The following is a 16,739-nucleotide window of genomic DNA, read 5'->3' on the forward strand; positions in this document are numbered from 1 at the left end:
TGACGAAGAATGGACGTGCAGCTAAATGAAAGAGAGCAGTGTGTTGTCCAATGCGGAGTCCTGCGCAAATGGATCAAACTGAAGGTCCAATTCAACGCTTAAAACACGGCGTGTTTTAAGCCCTTTCAAAACAAAGCCGGGGTGCTGATTTTGGCGAACCAAAATCAGCACCTCGCTTTGTTTCCCCCAAACGCTCACCTTGATAAGCTTTCCATAAAATACTCACGCTCGTGAGCGGAACACGCCACACCGAACTCGACGCACACCCTCCCTCGGTCAACCGAACCCCTTTCATCGCGAACAAAACCTCCAAACCCCAGTGCATTTGCTCCGGAATGGGTATTTTGCACATCCAAATGCTTTCCGCTACCTGAAAAAATACCCAACAACAGGGCTTTTTTTAGAAAATGGCACAATAATCCACCGCCACCATGCGACTCATGGAGTAACTAAGCGTGATGAAAGCAATGGACGTGGCCATGCAGATGAAGGAAGAGACATTTCTCCGGGAGAAAGACAAGTTGCTGGGGTTTATCCGCAACCGCGTCAACTCCGTGGAGGAAGCCGAAGACATTATGCAGGATGTATTCTATCAGTTCGTAGCCGGCTACGACACCATAGAATCCCTCGACAGGGTAACCTCGTGGCTGTTTTCGGTAGCCCGCAACAAGATCATAGACCGCTATCGTCGTGACGCAGCCCGTCCGAAACGGGCCGACCTTGAAATGCTGGCCGGCTCCGACGACGACGCGCCCCTGACGTTGCAAGACATTTTGCCCGACCTGGGCAATACTCCCGAAGATGCCTACTTACGCGACGTGATCTGGGATGCCATTATGGACGCCCTCGACGACCTGCCCGCCGAACAGCGGCAGATCTTTATCCTGAACGAAATTGAAGAACGCGGCTTCCGCGAAATTTCCGAAGAAACCGGCGTGTCCATCAACACCCTGCTGTCGAGGAAGCGTTATGCCATCCTCGCTTTACGTAAAAAACTACAACGACTGTATAAAGACATTTAAAGAATTTGAATTATGAACCGAGTATTGAAATTTGTGGCCTGTGTGGCGTTGGGCGTGTTGGCGGTTTTCCTGTTTGGATGGGTCACAATGTCGCTGTGGAACTGGCTCATACCCGTGTTGTTTGCCGGTCCGGTCATCACATTCTGGCAGGCCATGGGGCTGCTGCTGTTATCTAAGATTCTGTTTTCAGGCCTGGGTGGTGGTGGAAAACGGGGATGTCACCGACATTCCGCAGAGACCTATGCCTGGAAAGAAAAATTCTATAACAAGTTCTCGTCTATGAGCCCCGAAGAGCGGGCTGCCCTCAAGCAAAAAATGAAGGATAAGTGGTGTCGTTGGGAAGAGGGCGCTTCGGCCAAAGATTCGACCGGTTCAAACGGTTGAGGAGACATTTCGGTAAAAATCCACCAAAAAAATCTGAAAAAAGCTGAACCATAGGGCAAACTGAGCGTTCAAGGAAACTATGGAAACTTTTAAAATGTAAATAGTTTCCATAGTTTTGCAGCCCTTATGGAAGAACAAGACGTCAAATGGAAGATTTTAAAAGGAGCAGAAGGCCTCTTTATGCGCTACGGCGTGCGCAGCATCTCGATGGACGACATCGCCCGCCACCTCACCGTCTCCAAGAAAACCCTCTATCAGCATTTTGCTGATAAGGAAGACATGGTGACCATGGTGTGCCAGGTGCATTTGCAGGAAGGCCAAAAGGAATTTGACGCCATCCGGGCAAACGCCGAAAACGCCATCGACGAACTGGCCGGACTGTCGGTGTGCCTGAAGCGCAACATGGAAGAGATCAACCCTTCTCTGTTGTTCGACTTGCAGAAATACCATCCCAAAGCGTGGGCCCTTTGGCAGGAGTTCAAGCGCACGTGCATCTATGATTCCGTGAAGGCCAACCTTGACCAGGGCATAGAAGAAGGTTTTTACAGACCGGAGCTCAACAGCAAAATTCTCAGCCTCGTGAGAATGGCCACGGTAGAAATTGCCTTCGACGACCACACGTTTCCGCAAAAGGAGTTCAACCTCACCGACGTGCAGATGCAACTTTTCGACCACTTCGTGCACGGCATCGTGACCGAAAAAGGAAAGAAGCTCTACGAAAAATATAAAACCAAGAAAGCAGTAGAAACCCCGATCAACCAACGATAAACCTCGACAACATGAAACCCTTTTATCGAATTTTAGTACTAAGTCTAGTTGTGCCTTTGTGGGTCAACGCCCAGACCCAGCCCGACGAGAAGAGTTCGTTCACCCTGGACGAAAGCATTTCGTATGCCCTAGCAAATACCGTGAGCGTGAAGAATGCGCGTATTGATGCGCAGATGTCTGAAGCCAAAGTAAAAGAAACATTTGGCATCGGTCTACCACAGGTTAGCGGCAGCGTGGCCTTGCAGCACAACCCGAAACTGCCCCGGTTCTATTCCAAGTATACCGAAGGTCAACCGAGCATCATTGACCTGAGCACGATCCCCGGCATTTCCAACGGCGATGTTGTGGCGTTTCAAAACGTTTTTCAATTGCCCAGCAACGGCACGGCAGGCCTCACAATCAATCAACTGTTGTTCAGCAGCACCTACCTCGTGGGATTGAAAGCTGCAGGAACCTATAAGGATCTCGCCTACAAAACCGAAGAGCAAACACAAATCCAGGTGTTGGAGAATGTGACAAAAGCCTACTACGCTGTGCTGATCAACAACGAACGCATCTCCCTTTTTGATAATAACATTGCGCGCGTAGACACGCTGTTGAGAAACACGACGGCCCTCAATCAAAATGGTTTTGCTGAGGCTATCGACGTGGATCGCATCCAGGTGACGCTGAACAATCTCAAGACCGAACGTTTGAAATTTCTGAATTCTCAAAACCTCAGTTTAGGATTGTTGAAATTCCAGATGAACTATCCGATGGAAAAAGATCTGACGGTTGTGGGAAACTTGACAGACCTCACGGTGAACGAAAATTTGTTTAATGAGTACGAAGAAGGCTGGGACTATAAAAACAGGATTGAATACAAATTGCTGGATACACAACGCAAGTTGCAGGAGTTGGACATTAAGAATAAATACTCCAACTCCATGCCAAGCCTTTCCGGATATTTGAACCTTGGCTATGGCACACAATCGCCCACCATCGGTGGTCTCTTCAAAACTGAAAGCAACATCCCCAGCACAAGCGAGTTCGGTCCCGACAAATGGTATCCCTATACGGCCTTTGGCATAACGTTGAATGTTCCGCTGTTCACAGGCTTGCAGCATACTTATCAGATTCAGCAATCCAAGCTGTCGTTGTTGAAGATTCAGAACAACTACAACTCGCTGAAGCAAACGATCGACCTCAGCATTGAGCAGAACACAACCGTATACAAGAACTCACTGGAGACATTAAAGTCGCAACGTGAAAACATGGCGCTGGCCGATAAAGTAGCACGCGTCACAAAGATCAAGTACGAACAGGGCGTTGGCTCAAACATCGAAGTGACAGACGCCGAGAACAGCCTCAAAGAAGCGCAGATCAATTATTACAACGCGCTCTATGATGCCATCGTCGCCAAAGTAGACCTCGACAAAGCGTATGCAAAACTTGACCCTACAAAATATGCCGCTCAGCAACCGGCTAAATAAAGAACCAAACCCAATGAAAAATAACCATTCTATGAAATCCACGATATACACTCGATTCGTTGTCATTGTCGCTGCCGGCATTTTGGTTGCTTGCAGTGCCGCCTCCCCGGATGACAAAAAAGCCGAACTCACCAAGTTGAAGCAACAACAGGCAGACATCGGCAAACAGATTTTGAAACTGGAAACTGAAATTGCCAAAGCCAATCCGGATTCCGTGACCGTGAGAGCCAAAGAAGTGAACGTTACCGAACTCGCCGCGCGTAAGTTCGACTACTTTGTGCAAACACAAGGCAGCGTTGATGCCGAAGACAACATCCAGGTAAGCTCAAAAGCCATGGGCGTGATCACGGCCGTGTTTGTGAAAGAAGGCGATGCCGTGTCGAAAGGCCAGACGCTCGCGCAAATCGACAACTCGGTTATCCAACGCAACATCGAAGGCATGCGGTCACAACTCGATCTGGCCAACACCGTATTCGAACGTCAGAAAAATCTGTGGGCACAAAAGATCGGCACCGAAGTGCAATACCTGCAAGCCAAGACCAACAAGGAAAGCCTGGAAAAACAACTGGAGTCTATTCAGGAACAAAACAGCCAGACGCGCATCACGGCACCGTTCAGCGGAACCGTTGATGAAGTGACTGCCAAAATAGGCCAGAACATCGCACCCGGCATGCCCGCTGTGCGCATCGTGAACACCTCGAACCTGAAGTTGAAAGCCAAAGTGTCGGAAGCTTATGTGACCGAAATCAAAAAAGGAAACAAGGTGGTGGTGAGCATCCCCGAGTTGAAGAAAGAAATTTCGGCGACCGTAACCTTTGTTGGAAAAAGCATCGACCCGCTGTCGCGCACATTCCCCGTGGAAGTGAAACTGCCTTCGGAAGCCAACCTGCGCCCCAACATGACCGGTGTCATCAAAGTGATTTTCCACACCGAGCCCAACGCCATCACGGTGCCGGTGAACGTGGTGCAAAACATCAACAACGAAAAAGTGGTGTTTGTCTATGAGAACGACGGCAAGAACGCCGTAGCCCGTAAAAAAGTGGTGACGGTAGACGGTGTTTACGACAACCTTGCACAAGTGCAGGGCTTGAAGGCCGGCGACAAAATTATCTCGTTTGGCTACCAGGGCCTGAACGATGGCCAGGTGATCAAAACAAACTAAGAGGAGGTCGTGACCTCCCATGAAATGCTATAACCCAATACCCTTATGCATGACGTAGAAAAAGAATTTAAACCCACCAGCTGGTCCATTGATAACAAGGTTGCCATTTATGTGGCCACCGTTATCATCTGCTTGGCGGGTATCATGACCTATAACACCCTGCCGAAGGAGAACTTTCCCGAAGTAGTGTTCCCGCAAATTTATGTGGCTACCATTTATCCCGGTGCTCCCGAAGACATCGAAAACCTGATCTCCAAACAAATCGAAAAACAGGTGAAGTCGATTGCCGGTGTGAAAAAAGTGACCAGCAACTCGCTGCAGAACTTCTCGAACGTGATCATCGAATTTCAAACCGATGTGCAGGTGAAAGAAGCCAAACGCGAAGTGCAGGAAGCGGTAGACAAAGCAAAGAACGACCTGCCCACCGATTTGCAGGACGACCCCATCGTGCAGGATGTAGACATTTCAGAGGTTCCCATTTTGTTCCTGAACCTTTCGGGCGACTATGACCTGGCAACTCTGAAAGAATATGCCGAGCAAATGCAAGACCGCATCGAATCGCTGAAAGAGATTCGTCGCGTCGACATTGTGGGTGCCCTTGACCGCGAAATTCAAGTGAATGCCGACCTGTTCAAAATGGCGCAAGCCGGTGTGGACCTGGACGACATTTCCGGCGCATTGCGCAGTGAAAACATTCTGATTGCCGGCGGCCAACTCTCCGTCGATGGTATGAAACGCTCCATGAGTGTGAACGGCGAATTCACGTCGGCCGAACAAATGGGCAATATCGTGGTGGGTTCTACCAAAGGTGGCAAAGTATATTTGAAAGACATTGCCGAAGTGGCCGACACACACCACGAACAGGAAAGCTTTGCGCGCCTCGACGAAAAGAATGTAGTGACCTTGAACGTGGTGAAACGCGGTGGTGAAAACCTCATCGATGCGTCCGACCAAATCCTGGAAATCAAAAAAGATTTCGAAGAAAACATTCTTCCCAAAGGGTTGAAGATCACCATCACGGGCGATCAGTCTGAAAACACGCGCACCACACTGCACGATCTGATCAACACCATCATCATCGGCTTTGTGCTGGTAACCATCATCCTCATGTTCTTCATGGGGGCAACCAATGCCATCTTTGTAGGGTTGTCGGTTCCCATCTCAAGCTTTATCGCCTTCCTTACCTTCCCCACGCTCGGGTTCACACTGAACCTGATGACGCTGTTCTCGTTCCTCCTCGCCTTGGGTATTGTGGTGGACGACGCGATTGTGGTAATTGAAAATACACACCGTGTGTTCGACAACGGCAAAGTGCCTATTCGCAAAGCCGCCAAGATTGCTGCAGGCGAAGTGTTCATGCCCGTGTTGTCGGGTACGTTGGTGGTGCTTGCACCGTTTGTGCCGCTGGCCTTCTGGCCTGGTGTTATTGGTAAGTTCATGATGTATTTGCCCATCACACTCATTGTAGCCCTGTTGGCATCGCTGGTGGTGGCCTATATTATGAATCCCGTGTTCGCGGCCGACTTCATGAAGCCACACGATCACGATCATGAGAATCAGAAAAAATTCACAAAAGGATTTCGCATATCGCTGGTGGTGTTTGCCGCCGTGGCATTCCTGTTCTATATGACCGGATCGATCGGGTTGGGCAACTTCACCGTCTTCATGTTCGGAATCTACTCGCTGCATCGCTTTGTGCTGGAGCGTGTCATTTCGAACTTCCAGACCAAAGCATGGCCTGCCGTGCAGCATGGCTATTCCAACATGATCACTTGGTGCCTCGAAAGCTGGAAACCGTATCTGGTCATTGTTGGTGTGGTGGCGCTTTTCATCTTCTCGATCATCTTCACCGCCATTCGCAAACCCCCCGTGGTGTTCTTCCCGAAAGGCGATCCTAACTTTATCTATGCCTATGTGCGCATGCCCATTGGCACACACCAGGATGTGACGGACTCCATCACCAACATGGTTGAAGACAAAGTGATCAAGACCATTGGTCAGGACACCGCCATTGTAGAATCGGTTATCTCCAACGTGTCGATCGGTGCATCCGAAGATCAGTTTGCCGGAAGCCAGGTGCAGCCGCACCTAGGAAAGGTGACGGTGGCCTTCGTGAGCTTTGCAAAACGCAATGGCCGTTCGTCGCGACCTTACCTCGACAAAATTCGCGATGCTGTGAAAGGCATTAGTGGTGCAGAAATTTCGGTTGACCAGGAACAAGGCGGACCTCCCGCCGGCAAAGCCATCAACATTGAAATTGCCGCCGAAGATTTTGATTTGCTCGTGGTCACGGCCGATCGTGCAAAACGTTATCTCGACTCGCTGCAGATACCCGGTGTGGAAGAATTGAAATCCGATTTCCAAAGCGACAAGCCGGAGATTGTGATCAAGATCGATCGCGAAAAAGCAAACCGCGAAGGCATCTCCACCATGAAAATCGGAAGCATACTCAACACCGCCATCTATGGCTTGGAAGTGTCGCGCTTCCGCGATGTGAACGACGATTATCCGATCGAACTCCGCATCAAGGAAAGCCAACGCAACGACATCAATACACTCATGAACCTTCCCATCACCTACCGCGACATGAGTCAGGGGGGTGTGGTAAGACAAGTGCCGCTGTCGGCTTTTGCTACGATTGAATATTCAAACAGCTTTGCCGGCATCAAGCGTATCGATCAGAAACGCGTGATCACACTGTCGTCAAACGTGTTGTCGGACTTTAACCCGAACGAAACGGTGGCCGCGATTCAGGAAAGCCTGAAGTCGCTCTCGAAACCCGACGGCATCTCTATCAAGATGACGGGCGAACAGGAGAACCAGAAAGAAACTTCCGACTTCCTCGGCGTGGCCGGTATGGTGGCGTTGGGATTGATCTTCATGATCCTGGTAATCCAGTTCAACTCCACCAGCAAGCCCCTCATCATCCTGTTGGAAATTGTGTTCAGCGTGATCGGGGTGCTGATCGGCTTCTCGCTCTTCAAAATGGAAATCTCCATCGTTATGTCGGGCGTGGGTGTTATGGCGCTGGCCGGCATCGTGGTGCGGAATGGTATCTTGTTGGTGGAGTTCACCGACCTGCTCATCTCGCAAGGCATTGAACTGAAAGCCGCCATCATTGAAGCCGCGAAGACGCGTATGACACCGGTGTTGCTGACGGCAATGGCGGCCACACTGGGTCTTATTCCGCTGGCCGTAGGCTTCAACATCGACTTCGTGACCTTGTTCACGGAATTGAATCCGCACATCTTCTTCGGCGGCGACAACGTAGCCTTCTGGGGACCTTTGTCGTGGACGATGATCTTCGGATTGATCTTCGGAACATTCCTCACCCTGTTTATGGTGCCGGTAATGTATCTGTTGGTGGCCCGCCTGAAAGCCCGCGTTTTCAAAGCGAAACCCGCCGACGAGCATCATGTAGCAGAAGGTACTGTTTCAGAAGGTGACGTGGCGTTGAACTAAACGCAATGCATAAAAAGTAAAATACAGTAGACTAAAATTCAGCAAGAGTCGTCTTATAAAAGTAAGACGACTTTTGTTTTTTACTGGGTTTTCCGAATGCGCTGAAGTGTGAAGGATGTAGGGACAGCGCACCGGAACGTTGAAGAGTATGTGTTGATGTAAAAACAAGAGACGCGTTATCCTGGATTCACTTCGGTGAATCCAGGATTTAACGTTTTTGAAAAGCCGTTCATCAAAATGTGTTGGATGAAGGGCAACTCGGTTTGACAAGGCTCCGTTAGTGAGGAAAAATTCCCGCACACAATCCAGTTTTTCCAGTGAGCCATTTGTCGCACGCGAAACGTCCCGTGAGAAACAACACGCCCACTGCGAAATCAATGCAACGATGAAACCCCGTATTATGACAATGTTTTTTGTCTTCCTTATTTTTTTGTTGATCGATTATTATGTCTTTCAAGCCATCGTGGTGGTGTCGAAAAACTGGACACCGGGTTGGCGAGATGGCCTGCGCTACGGCTTCTGGATTCCCACTGTGCTAAGCGTCTTCGCGTTGCTGTGGTTGACGTTTGCCGATCCCTACAACTATCCACCCCAGATGCGCACGTTTGTGCTGACGGGCCTTGTGGCAACCTACTTCTCAAAGATTTTTGCCGTCGTCATTTTATTCATCGACGACATTCAGCGCGGTGTGCGCTGGGTTGTGGAGTTCTTCAACAAAGGTGCAAGCGGCGACACATCGGGCCCGGCCATTCCGCGTTCGGAGTTTCTGGCGAAGACGGCCATGGTGGCGGCGTCCATTCCGCTGGGAGCTATGGCCTACGGTGTCATCTCGGGTGCACACGATTATCGCGTGCGTCGTCAGGTGGTGAAGCTGCCCAACCTGCCCAAAGCTTTTGATGGTTTAACCATCGGTCAGCTATCCGACATTCACTCCGGAAGTTTCTTCAACAAAGTGGCTGTGAAAGGCGGTGTTGAAATGATGCTGAACGAAAAACCCGACGTGATCTTTTTCACCGGCGACCTCGTGAACAATGAAGCGGCCGAAGTGAAAGACTACATCGACATCTTTAATAAACTGAAAGCACCGCTGGGCGTATTCTCCATCACGGGCAACCATGACTATGGCGATTATCAAGCATGGGCCAGTCAGCAAGCCAAACAAAAAAACTTCAAAGACCTGATGGAAGCACACCGTGTGCTGGGCTTCGACCTGCTGATGAACGAGCATCGTTTCCTGGAACAGAACGGCGAGAAAATTGCCATCCTCGGAAACGAAAACTGGGGCGAGAAACGCTTTGCCAAATACGGCCGCCTCGACAAAGCTTATGCAGGCACAGACGAAGCCGCTGTGAAGCTCCTGCTGTCGCACGACCCCAGCCATTGGGATGGACAAGTGCGCCCCCAATATTCCGACATCGACATCATGTTTGCCGGCCACACCCACGGCTTTCAGTTTGGCGTGGAGATCGGTGGCTTCAAGTGGAGCCCGTCGCAGTATGCCTACAAGCAATGGGCAGGACTGTATCAGGAAGGTTCACAATACCTGTATGTGAACCGTGGTTTTGGCTACCTGGGCTATCCCGGCAGGATTGGGATGCCCCCTGAATTAACCATCCTTGAGCTGAAGCGCGTGTAGGTCATTCACATCGCCTATTCCCCGCTCAAAGGGTCCTCCCGGAGCCGACAGGTTTTGAAGGAAAAGTTTTCGATTTCTCGTTACTTTTACCATCAAACACCACAGCATGGGCGATGGACTCTGGTATCGGATCGGAATGGCAGCGGGCGGCATCCTGCTGATGGTGCTGGTTGACCTCTATACCTATCAGGCTATACGCACCCTGAGCCATGCCTATCACCGCCTCGTGAAAAACACTACGCGGGGATTGTTCTGGTTATTCACCCTGCTGGCCGTGGTGGCTGTGGCCTGGGTTGTCATCATCGACATCTCGAACGAAAAGCTGCGGCAGTGGGTCGTCATCGTGCTGGCCATTTTCTACTTCTCCAAGATCCTGCTCATTGTGTTTATTCTGGCCGACGATGTTCGCCGGGCCATCCGCATGGCACAACGCTATTTCAAGCGACGAAAACTGAAGCCCGGCGAAACGCTGGACGAAGGCCACATCACACGCTCGGAGTTTCTGACGCGCACCGCCCTGGTGGCCGGTGGCATTCCGTTGGCAGGCCTTTCGTTTGGCATTCTTTCGGGGGCTCACGACTTCCGTTTGCGCAAACAGACCATTTACCTGCCCAATCTTCCCAAAGCGTTTGACGGCCTCCGTATGGGTCAAATTTCGGATATCCACACAGGCTCGCTCTTCAACAAGACCGCCATCCAGGGTGGGGTTGAGCTATTGATGCGGGAAAAACCCGACGTGATCTTTTTCACCGGCGACCTGGTGAACATCGAAACCAAAGAAGTGAACGACTACATCGGCGTGTTCGACAAGCTGAAGGCCGACCTGGGCGTGATATCGGTGACCGGCAACCACGACTATGGCAACTATCGCACCTGGCCCACACCAGAAGCCAAGCGCAAAAATCAGCAAGACATGATTGCGGCCCACAAACAAATGGGCTACGACCTGCTGATCAACGAACATCGTTTCCTGGAAATGGGTGGCGACAAAATTGCAATCCTGGGCGTAGAGAACTGGGGTGTTGGCCCGCCGCTCCGGTTTCCAAAATACGGCAAGCTCGATCTTGCCCATGCGGGCACCGAAGAAGCTCCGTTGAAAATACTGCTATCGCACGACCCCACACACTGGGACGCGCAGATCAGACCCGACTATGGCGACATAGACCTCACCCTCTCAGGCCACACCCATGGCTATCAATTGGGTGTGAGCGTGGGCAGCTTCACGTGGAGTCCTGCACAATATCGCTTCAAGCAATGGGCTGGCTTGTATCAGGAAGGCAAGCAATATCTCTACGTGAACCGTGGCTTCGGCTGTGTGGGTTATCCGGGCCGCATCGGCATGCCCCCCGAACTGACCTTGATCGAATTGAAGCGCGGCTAGATCACAAATGCCGCAGCGCCTGAATGTCCGTCATCTCATCCTTCAGATTTTCATAAAGCCGTTCATACATCGCGAAGGTCTTGGTGTAGCGCTCATGATTTTCGGCTACTGGAAAATATGACACACGTTCTGCGGGACGCAAGGCTTCATAGTCCGGAACAAGCCCCAGCGATTTTAATCCCAGATAAGCTGCACCCAGGGCCGAAGCATCTTCGGGGTTGATGAGACAGATCTCTTTGCCAAACACGTCAGCCAAAATTTGTAGCCAGGCTTTGGAATGCACAAAGCCGCCGCTCACATGCACGCGCTGAATAACCAGGCCGGCCTGTTCCATGGCGCGCGCAATGCTGTAGAGCGCCAGCGAAATGCCTTCCACAACGGCGCGCGTGAAATGTGCCTGGGTGTGGAAATTACGGATCCCGAAAAATGCGCCGCTGGCGTCGCTGTCCCAGATGGGTGCGCGCTCGCCCAGCAGATAGGGGAGGAAGATGAGCCCGTTGGCTCCGGCCTCAACCTGATCTAGCCCGTCAAGCAACGCGGCATAGTCGTTTGAGGAATTGAGCTTTCGCTGGAGGAACACTTCGGCATACCACTTCAAAACATAACCGCCATTGTTGATGGGGCCGCCCGAGATGAACGTGTTCTCGTTGAGGCGATAGTTGAACGTCATGGCCTTGAAGTTGAACGTGGGCGTGACGTTGGCCACACGAATGGCGCCGCTGGTGCCGATGGTGAGCGCGGCAATGCCCGGCGACACGGCAAAGCTGCCCAGGTTGGCCATGCAGCCATCGCTCGAACCAATGAAGAAGGGAACGTCCTTCACCCCGGCAAGTTCGCTGGCCAGCACCGACGAGAGGCCCGTGCGCGAATGATGCGTGGGAACGGGCGTGCCCAAACGCTCTGGCGTGAGGCCGCACACCGTCAGGGCCGTGCTGTTCCAGGTCAACGCCGCGATGTCGAACAACCCCGTGGCCGACGCAATGGAGTAGTCCACTTCGAAAACACCGAAGAGGTTGAACCAAATGTATTCTTTGATGGAGATGAATTTGGCCACGCGTTGAAAAAGGGCGGGATCATTTTCTTTAAGCCACACCACCTTGCTGAGCGGGGCCATGGCATGCACGGGTGTTCCGGTTTGGCGATAGATGGTTTCGCCTTCGGCCGAGTCTTTGATGCGCCGCGCGATGGCCGCGCCGCGGTTGTCGGCCCACGTGATCATGTTGTGCAAAGGCTTTGCGTGTGCGTCCACAAACAGCAGGCTGTGCATTGCGCTGCTGATCACGATGCCCGCGGGCGTGTGTCCAACCTCGGCCACAAGGGTGTTGATACACGAAACAAATGCGGCCCGGATCTTCTCCGGATCTTGTTCGCTATAGATCGGTTCCGGGTTTAGGGTGGGGTAGGCGGCTTGCGCCGTGCCCAGCACATGGCCGGTGGTGTCTACAGCTACCGCCTTGGTGCTGCCTGTGCCGATGTCGATGCCGATGGTATACTTCATGCGCGAAAACTTAAGGGGCATGAAGATAGAGAATAAAAGCAAAAAGGGCACCTGTCGTACAGATGCCCTTCGGTTTAGGTTAGATAGAGGTATTTTTTACATAGAAGCTGCCTCCATCTCTCTTCTGCGTTTCGCGTCGATGGAGTATTTCCCGGCACCAAACACCATGAAGACAATCAAACCAACCAAGACAACAAGAGAAGCCCAGAGTTCCATATGATGCCCGATGGAGAGAAACCCTTTCGGATAATTCACCATGAACACAGCGCCGATAAGAATGGGCAACTGGATGAGACACACAATCCGCGTGAACAGCCCCACCATGATGAGTGGACCGCCGAGGATGTGTGCAAACACGACATAATGCGCCAGCGTGAGACCAGCAAAATACACGTTGATACCCGACGTGGTCATTTCCAGATCTTGCATATGGGTTATAAAGTACAATCCCTTGTAGGTAATGAACACGCCCAACAGCACACGAAAGGCATCGAGAAATCCAGGGCGATGACTATTGCCCCACCGCTCCACATTGGTGATCATATTCATAGCATTTCCGATTTGGTGAGATACAAAGTTTACAAAACTGCCCAGCCAAAATCAAGGCTTATCGCAAGATTAAAATTTGAAACAAGAGGACGGACGGGCAAGATTGTGTAGAGAAAGATACACACCGGGAAGATAGTTTTCTGATAGACTAAGTATAGTTCACAACGGTAGGGGTAGACAACAAAAAAGCCCCGGTTGTCCGGGGCTTTTTCTGATACAATATCGATGAATATTAATACTCGTTATTGCTTCTGCGGTTAAAACCACCGCCACCGCCACTTCTGTAGCCACCACCGCCACCACTGCGGGGTGCATCAGTTCTCGGTCTTGCTTCGTTCACTACCAAGGTTTTCCCCAGGAAGTTGAAACCGTTTAGGCTAGTGATAGCCTGACGGGCAGCAGCATCATCCGACATTTCGATAAAACCGAAACCGCGGCTACGCTGAGTTACTTTGTCCATGACAATCTTGGCAGAAGAAACTTCGCCATACTCTTCGAATAATCCCTTCAATTCCTGTTCGGATGCCTTAAAAGGGATGTTGGCAACGTAAATGTTCATTGTTAAAAAGAATAAATGAGAAATTAGTTAATGTAAACTGGCAGACTTGTGCTGGAACTACTGCTCGAAGGGGAGAGGGCCTCAGTAAAGCGTGACAATAAACATTTAAATGTAATAAGAATTTTAATGAAATGGAAAAAGATATGACCTCCATTCACCTTCTTTTACACCCATTAAACCCTGATTACTTCAGTTCCTGGCTGATGGTGGTCAAAAGATAGCCTTTGGGGTCTTCCGTATATTCCCAAAACATTATGCCCCCAAGATTGTTGTTCGTGGCATAATGGCACTTTTCAGTGATAGACATCTCATCGTCATACGAGATGAAGATCTTCTTTTCTGCATTGAATAGATAGGGAGCCTTGGCCTTGTCGTCCCAATAGCGTGTGAATCCTTTCTTGTTCACCGTGCTGTCTTTCAACACCGAATAGCCGCCGCCCCACCGCGCTTGCACGGCCTTTTGCGTCATACCCCTGTTTGTGGGGGTGGTGGTTGTCCATGATCTTGCATAGAACGCTACACCCATCACGATCTTTGAAGACGGCACACCGGCCGCGATAAATTCTTTCACCGTGCGATCGGTCGACAACTCTGCCGCATGTCCAACAGAAGGATAGAGGTTGGTGTGATGGCCCGTGATGGTATCGACACCTGTTTTGAAATCATAGCTCATGATGTTCACATAGTTCAGATACGCTTGTGCTTTGTCCATCTCGGTGTGTGCAATGAAATCGTAGAAGCCACCCACTGCGGTGGTGAGCAAATATTTTTTCTTTGTTTGTTTTTCCAGCACGTTCAGTTCTTCGCGAATGGCTTTGAACATGAGCGTGTAGTTTTGTTTGTCTTCCGGACGATACACGTTGTCTTCGCCGGGCAAGCCGGGATATTCCCAGTCTATGTCAACACCATCGAGCTTATACTGCCGCACGATGTCGACCGATGTCTTGGCAAAAAGTTTTCGCGTGGCGTCCGTCAGCACGGCGTCCGAAAATTTGTCGCTCCAGGCCCAGCCTCCGATAGAGATAAGAATCTTCAGATCGGGATTGATGCGCTTCAGCAAATTGAGCTTGCGAAAATTGGTGGAGTCGGTCGCTTCATTTTCGAGCCAGGCCTTGTTGTCTTTGATGTTGACAAAGGCATAGTTGATGTGTGTGATCTTCTTCGCGTCGATGACACTGGCATCGACAAGCCCGTGAAAGCCGCCCACGTAGGCGATCACCACCTTCTTGGTTTTGGGTGGAACAACGGCGTGTGCGGGATGTATGCTGCAAAGAAAAAGTAGCAACAGGATGCTGCCGGAGATGTTGTGTTTCATAATGTGTTCAGTGGATGATGGATTTTATAAATGGTAAATGTGCGCGTGTGTTACGTGTGTGTGATGTGCATGATGAACAATTGTTGTGGTGTGTGCTGTGTGTTGCAAAATAATTTACAGTGAGGTCTCGCTTAGATTTCAATTTAATTTAATTTGGCCTTTCGTAAAATGGAACGGCAATGATGCGCATTTATTTTTTGTTTCTCTTCTTCTCACGCACGGTTATTCATCTTTTAACACAAACACCTTCTGATGCGCAGGCACACGCTAACGTGCTGAGGATGCAGTTTGCCGGAAGTTCAACACGATCACGTCAATCGAAAACAACGTAATACACACCACCCTATGAACCACGGGCTCACCACACAACGCATTCTCTCCATCGACGCCTTGCGCGGCATCACCATTCTCACCATGATCTTTGTGAACGAGCTGGCCGGCGTGCAGGGTATTTCCGCATGGATGAAACACATGCCTGCCGATGCCGATGCCATGACCTTTGTGGATGCGGTGTTCCCCGCCTTCCTGTTCATTGTGGGCATGTCCATTCCCTTCGCCATTGCCAACCGCAAAGCCAAAGGCGACAGCACCGCGCAGTTGCAGGGACACATCCTGTTTCGCACACTTGGGCTGGTGGTGTTGGGTGTGTTCATGGTGAACGCTGAAGGAGGATATAACGAAGCCGCGATGAGTATGCCCATCGCGTTGTGGTCGCTGTTGTTCTATGCGGGTGTGATCCTTATCTGGAATGTCTACACAACTCCCAACGCAACGCTGAAGTATGTGCTACGTGGCGCCGGCATTGTGCTGCTCATTGCGCTGGCATTCCTCTATCGTGGCGGCGACGATGGAGCGGGACACATGACGCCGCAGTGGTGGGGCATATTGGGACTCATAGGCTGGGCCTATCTTATCGCCTGCATTATCTATCAGGTGTCGAAAGGAAATCTGGCAGCGTTGTTTGGCGCCGTGGTTTTTTGTTTGGGATATTATGCCATCGGGCGCACGCTCAATGAGGACTCCGGTCTGCAGGTGTTGTTTAGCCAGGGAGGTCATGCCTCGCACACGTCCATTGTGTTGATGGGAATAATCCTATCGATCATCTTCTTTCATGGAAAAGGAAAAAAGGACAACCGACGCTTTGCAGAGGCGGCTGTGTATACCGTGATTTTGCTGGTGGCCGGCTTTCTGTTGCGACCTTACTTTCACATTTCAAAAATCTACGCCACACCCACGTGGTGTTTGTATAGCGCAGCCGCGTGCACCATCATCTTCTCGTTTTTGTATTGGCTTATCGATTTGAAAAAACAGAGCGCGTGGACAACGTTCTTCAAACCGGCTGCGTCCAATCCATTGCTTACCTACATCATTCCGTTTGTGATCGCCGCGCTCATGCACCTGCTGCACGTGTCGTGGCCTGATGTTTTTTATCAAGGTGTTGCGGGCATTGTCTGGGCGCTGGTGTTTGCCGTGGCCGTGATGTCGTTGGTGACGGTGCTCAACAAACTGAAGATCAAATTGCAGCTTTAGG

Annotated in this window: 13 protein-coding genes; 9 read left to right on the top strand and 4 right to left on the bottom strand. The window is 50.8% G+C overall.

What is annotated here, in order from left to right; genetic code table 11:
* Positions 1 to 458 precede the first annotated feature (458 nt).
* The 8 genes from JI741_RS08775 (at position 459) to JI741_RS08810 (ending at position 11,287) form a co-directional block, all read left to right on the top strand.
* Entirely contained in the window at positions 459 to 1,022 is a 564-nt protein-coding gene (locus JI741_RS08775) for an RNA polymerase sigma factor (protein WP_236675959.1), read from the top strand.
* Between the two features lie 12 nt (positions 1,023 to 1,034).
* Positions 1,035 to 1,406, top strand: a complete 372-nt coding sequence (locus JI741_RS08780; RefSeq protein ID WP_202008668.1) for a hypothetical protein — start codon at positions 1,035 to 1,037, stop codon at positions 1,404 to 1,406.
* Between the two features lie 126 nt (positions 1,407 to 1,532).
* Positions 1,533 to 2,174, top strand: a complete 642-nt coding sequence (locus tag JI741_RS08785; RefSeq protein WP_202008669.1) for a TetR/AcrR family transcriptional regulator — start codon at positions 1,533 to 1,535, stop codon at positions 2,172 to 2,174.
* Positions 2,175 to 2,185: 11 nt separating this feature from the next.
* Positions 2,186 to 3,646, top strand: coding sequence for a TolC family protein (locus tag JI741_RS08790; RefSeq protein ID WP_202008670.1), 1,461 nt, complete (start codon positions 2,186 to 2,188; stop codon positions 3,644 to 3,646).
* A gap of 31 nt (positions 3,647 to 3,677) precedes the next feature.
* Complete coding sequence (locus JI741_RS08795; protein WP_202008671.1) at positions 3,678 to 4,808, top strand: efflux RND transporter periplasmic adaptor subunit; 1,131 nt, start codon at positions 3,678 to 3,680, stop codon at positions 4,806 to 4,808.
* Between the two features lie 45 nt (positions 4,809 to 4,853).
* The gene (locus JI741_RS08800; RefSeq protein WP_202008672.1) at positions 4,854 to 8,270 is read left to right on the top strand and encodes an efflux RND transporter permease subunit; all 3,417 of its coding nucleotides are present in this window, start codon (positions 4,854 to 4,856) and stop codon (positions 8,268 to 8,270) included.
* 400 nt (positions 8,271 to 8,670) lie between these two features.
* Positions 8,671 to 9,906 (top strand): metallophosphoesterase, encoded by a 1,236-nt coding sequence (locus JI741_RS08805; RefSeq protein WP_236675960.1) that lies wholly within the window; start codon positions 8,671 to 8,673, stop codon positions 9,904 to 9,906.
* A gap of 106 nt (positions 9,907 to 10,012) precedes the next feature.
* On the top strand, positions 10,013 to 11,287 hold the full coding sequence (locus tag JI741_RS08810) for a metallophosphoesterase (protein ID WP_236675961.1): 1,275 nt from the start codon (positions 10,013 to 10,015) through the stop codon (positions 11,285 to 11,287).
* 1 nt (position 11,288) lies between these two features.
* Here JI741_RS08810 and JI741_RS08815 read toward each other — a convergent pair whose 3' ends face one another.
* The 4 genes from JI741_RS08815 to JI741_RS08830 all read right to left on the bottom strand — a co-directional run bounded on the left by JI741_RS08815 (position 11,289) and on the right by JI741_RS08830 (position 15,208).
* Positions 11,289 to 12,785 (bottom strand): gluconokinase, encoded by a 1,497-nt coding sequence (locus JI741_RS08815; RefSeq protein ID WP_202008674.1) that lies wholly within the window; start codon positions 12,783 to 12,785, stop codon positions 11,289 to 11,291.
* A 96-nt stretch (positions 12,786 to 12,881) separates the two neighbouring features.
* Positions 12,882 to 13,334 (bottom strand): DoxX family protein, encoded by a 453-nt coding sequence (locus tag JI741_RS08820; RefSeq protein ID WP_202008675.1) that lies wholly within the window; start codon positions 13,332 to 13,334, stop codon positions 12,882 to 12,884.
* 232 nt (positions 13,335 to 13,566) lie between these two features.
* Positions 13,567 to 13,893 carry an RNA-binding regulator gene (rbp, locus tag JI741_RS08825; RefSeq protein WP_202008676.1) on the bottom strand — a complete coding sequence of 109 codons (327 nt, stop codon included), beginning with the start codon at positions 13,891 to 13,893 and terminating at the stop codon, positions 13,567 to 13,569.
* Between the two features lie 184 nt (positions 13,894 to 14,077).
* Positions 14,078 to 15,208 (bottom strand): glycoside hydrolase family 18 protein, encoded by a 1,131-nt coding sequence (locus tag JI741_RS08830; protein ID WP_202008677.1) that lies wholly within the window; start codon positions 15,206 to 15,208, stop codon positions 14,078 to 14,080.
* A 345-nt stretch (positions 15,209 to 15,553) separates the two neighbouring features.
* Between JI741_RS08830 and JI741_RS08835 the strand changes: the two genes are divergently transcribed.
* Positions 15,554 to 16,738, top strand: coding sequence for a DUF5009 domain-containing protein (locus JI741_RS08835; RefSeq protein ID WP_202008678.1), 1,185 nt, complete (start codon positions 15,554 to 15,556; stop codon positions 16,736 to 16,738).
* Position 16,739: the final 1 nt, after the last annotated feature.

It is taken from the genome of Chryseolinea lacunae (assembly GCF_016735595.1).
In the GTDB taxonomy this organism is placed as follows: domain Bacteria; phylum Bacteroidota; class Bacteroidia; order Cytophagales; family Cyclobacteriaceae; genus Chryseolinea; species Chryseolinea lacunae.

Bases quoted from the DNA above. Each gene is read 5' to 3' on its own strand.
- JI741_RS08775 (WP_236675959.1), top strand. From the start codon at position 459: ATGAAAGCAATGGACGTGGCCATGCAGATGAAGGAAGAGACATTTCTC.
- JI741_RS08780 (WP_202008668.1), top strand. From the start codon at position 1,035: ATGAACCGAGTATTGAAATTTGTGGCCTGTGTGGCGTTGGGCGTGTTG.
- JI741_RS08785 (WP_202008669.1), top strand. From the start codon at position 1,533: ATGGAAGAACAAGACGTCAAATGGAAGATTTTAAAAGGAGCAGAAGGC.
- JI741_RS08790 (WP_202008670.1), top strand. From the start codon at position 2,186: ATGAAACCCTTTTATCGAATTTTAGTACTAAGTCTAGTTGTGCCTTTG.
- JI741_RS08795 (WP_202008671.1), top strand. From the start codon at position 3,678: ATGAAATCCACGATATACACTCGATTCGTTGTCATTGTCGCTGCCGGC.
- JI741_RS08800 (WP_202008672.1), top strand. From the start codon at position 4,854: ATGCATGACGTAGAAAAAGAATTTAAACCCACCAGCTGGTCCATTGAT.
- JI741_RS08805 (WP_236675960.1), top strand. From the start codon at position 8,671: ATGACAATGTTTTTTGTCTTCCTTATTTTTTTGTTGATCGATTATTAT.
- JI741_RS08810 (WP_236675961.1), top strand. From the start codon at position 10,013: ATGGGCGATGGACTCTGGTATCGGATCGGAATGGCAGCGGGCGGCATC.
- JI741_RS08815 (WP_202008674.1), bottom strand. From the start codon at position 12,785: ATGAAGTATACCATCGGCATCGACATCGGCACAGGCAGCACCAAGGCG.
- JI741_RS08820 (WP_202008675.1), bottom strand. From the start codon at position 13,334: ATGAATATGATCACCAATGTGGAGCGGTGGGGCAATAGTCATCGCCCT.
- rbp (WP_202008676.1), bottom strand. From the start codon at position 13,893: ATGAACATTTACGTTGCCAACATCCCTTTTAAGGCATCCGAACAGGAA.
- JI741_RS08830 (WP_202008677.1), bottom strand. From the start codon at position 15,208: ATGAAACACAACATCTCCGGCAGCATCCTGTTGCTACTTTTTCTTTGC.
- JI741_RS08835 (WP_202008678.1), top strand. From the start codon at position 15,554: ATGAACCACGGGCTCACCACACAACGCATTCTCTCCATCGACGCCTTG.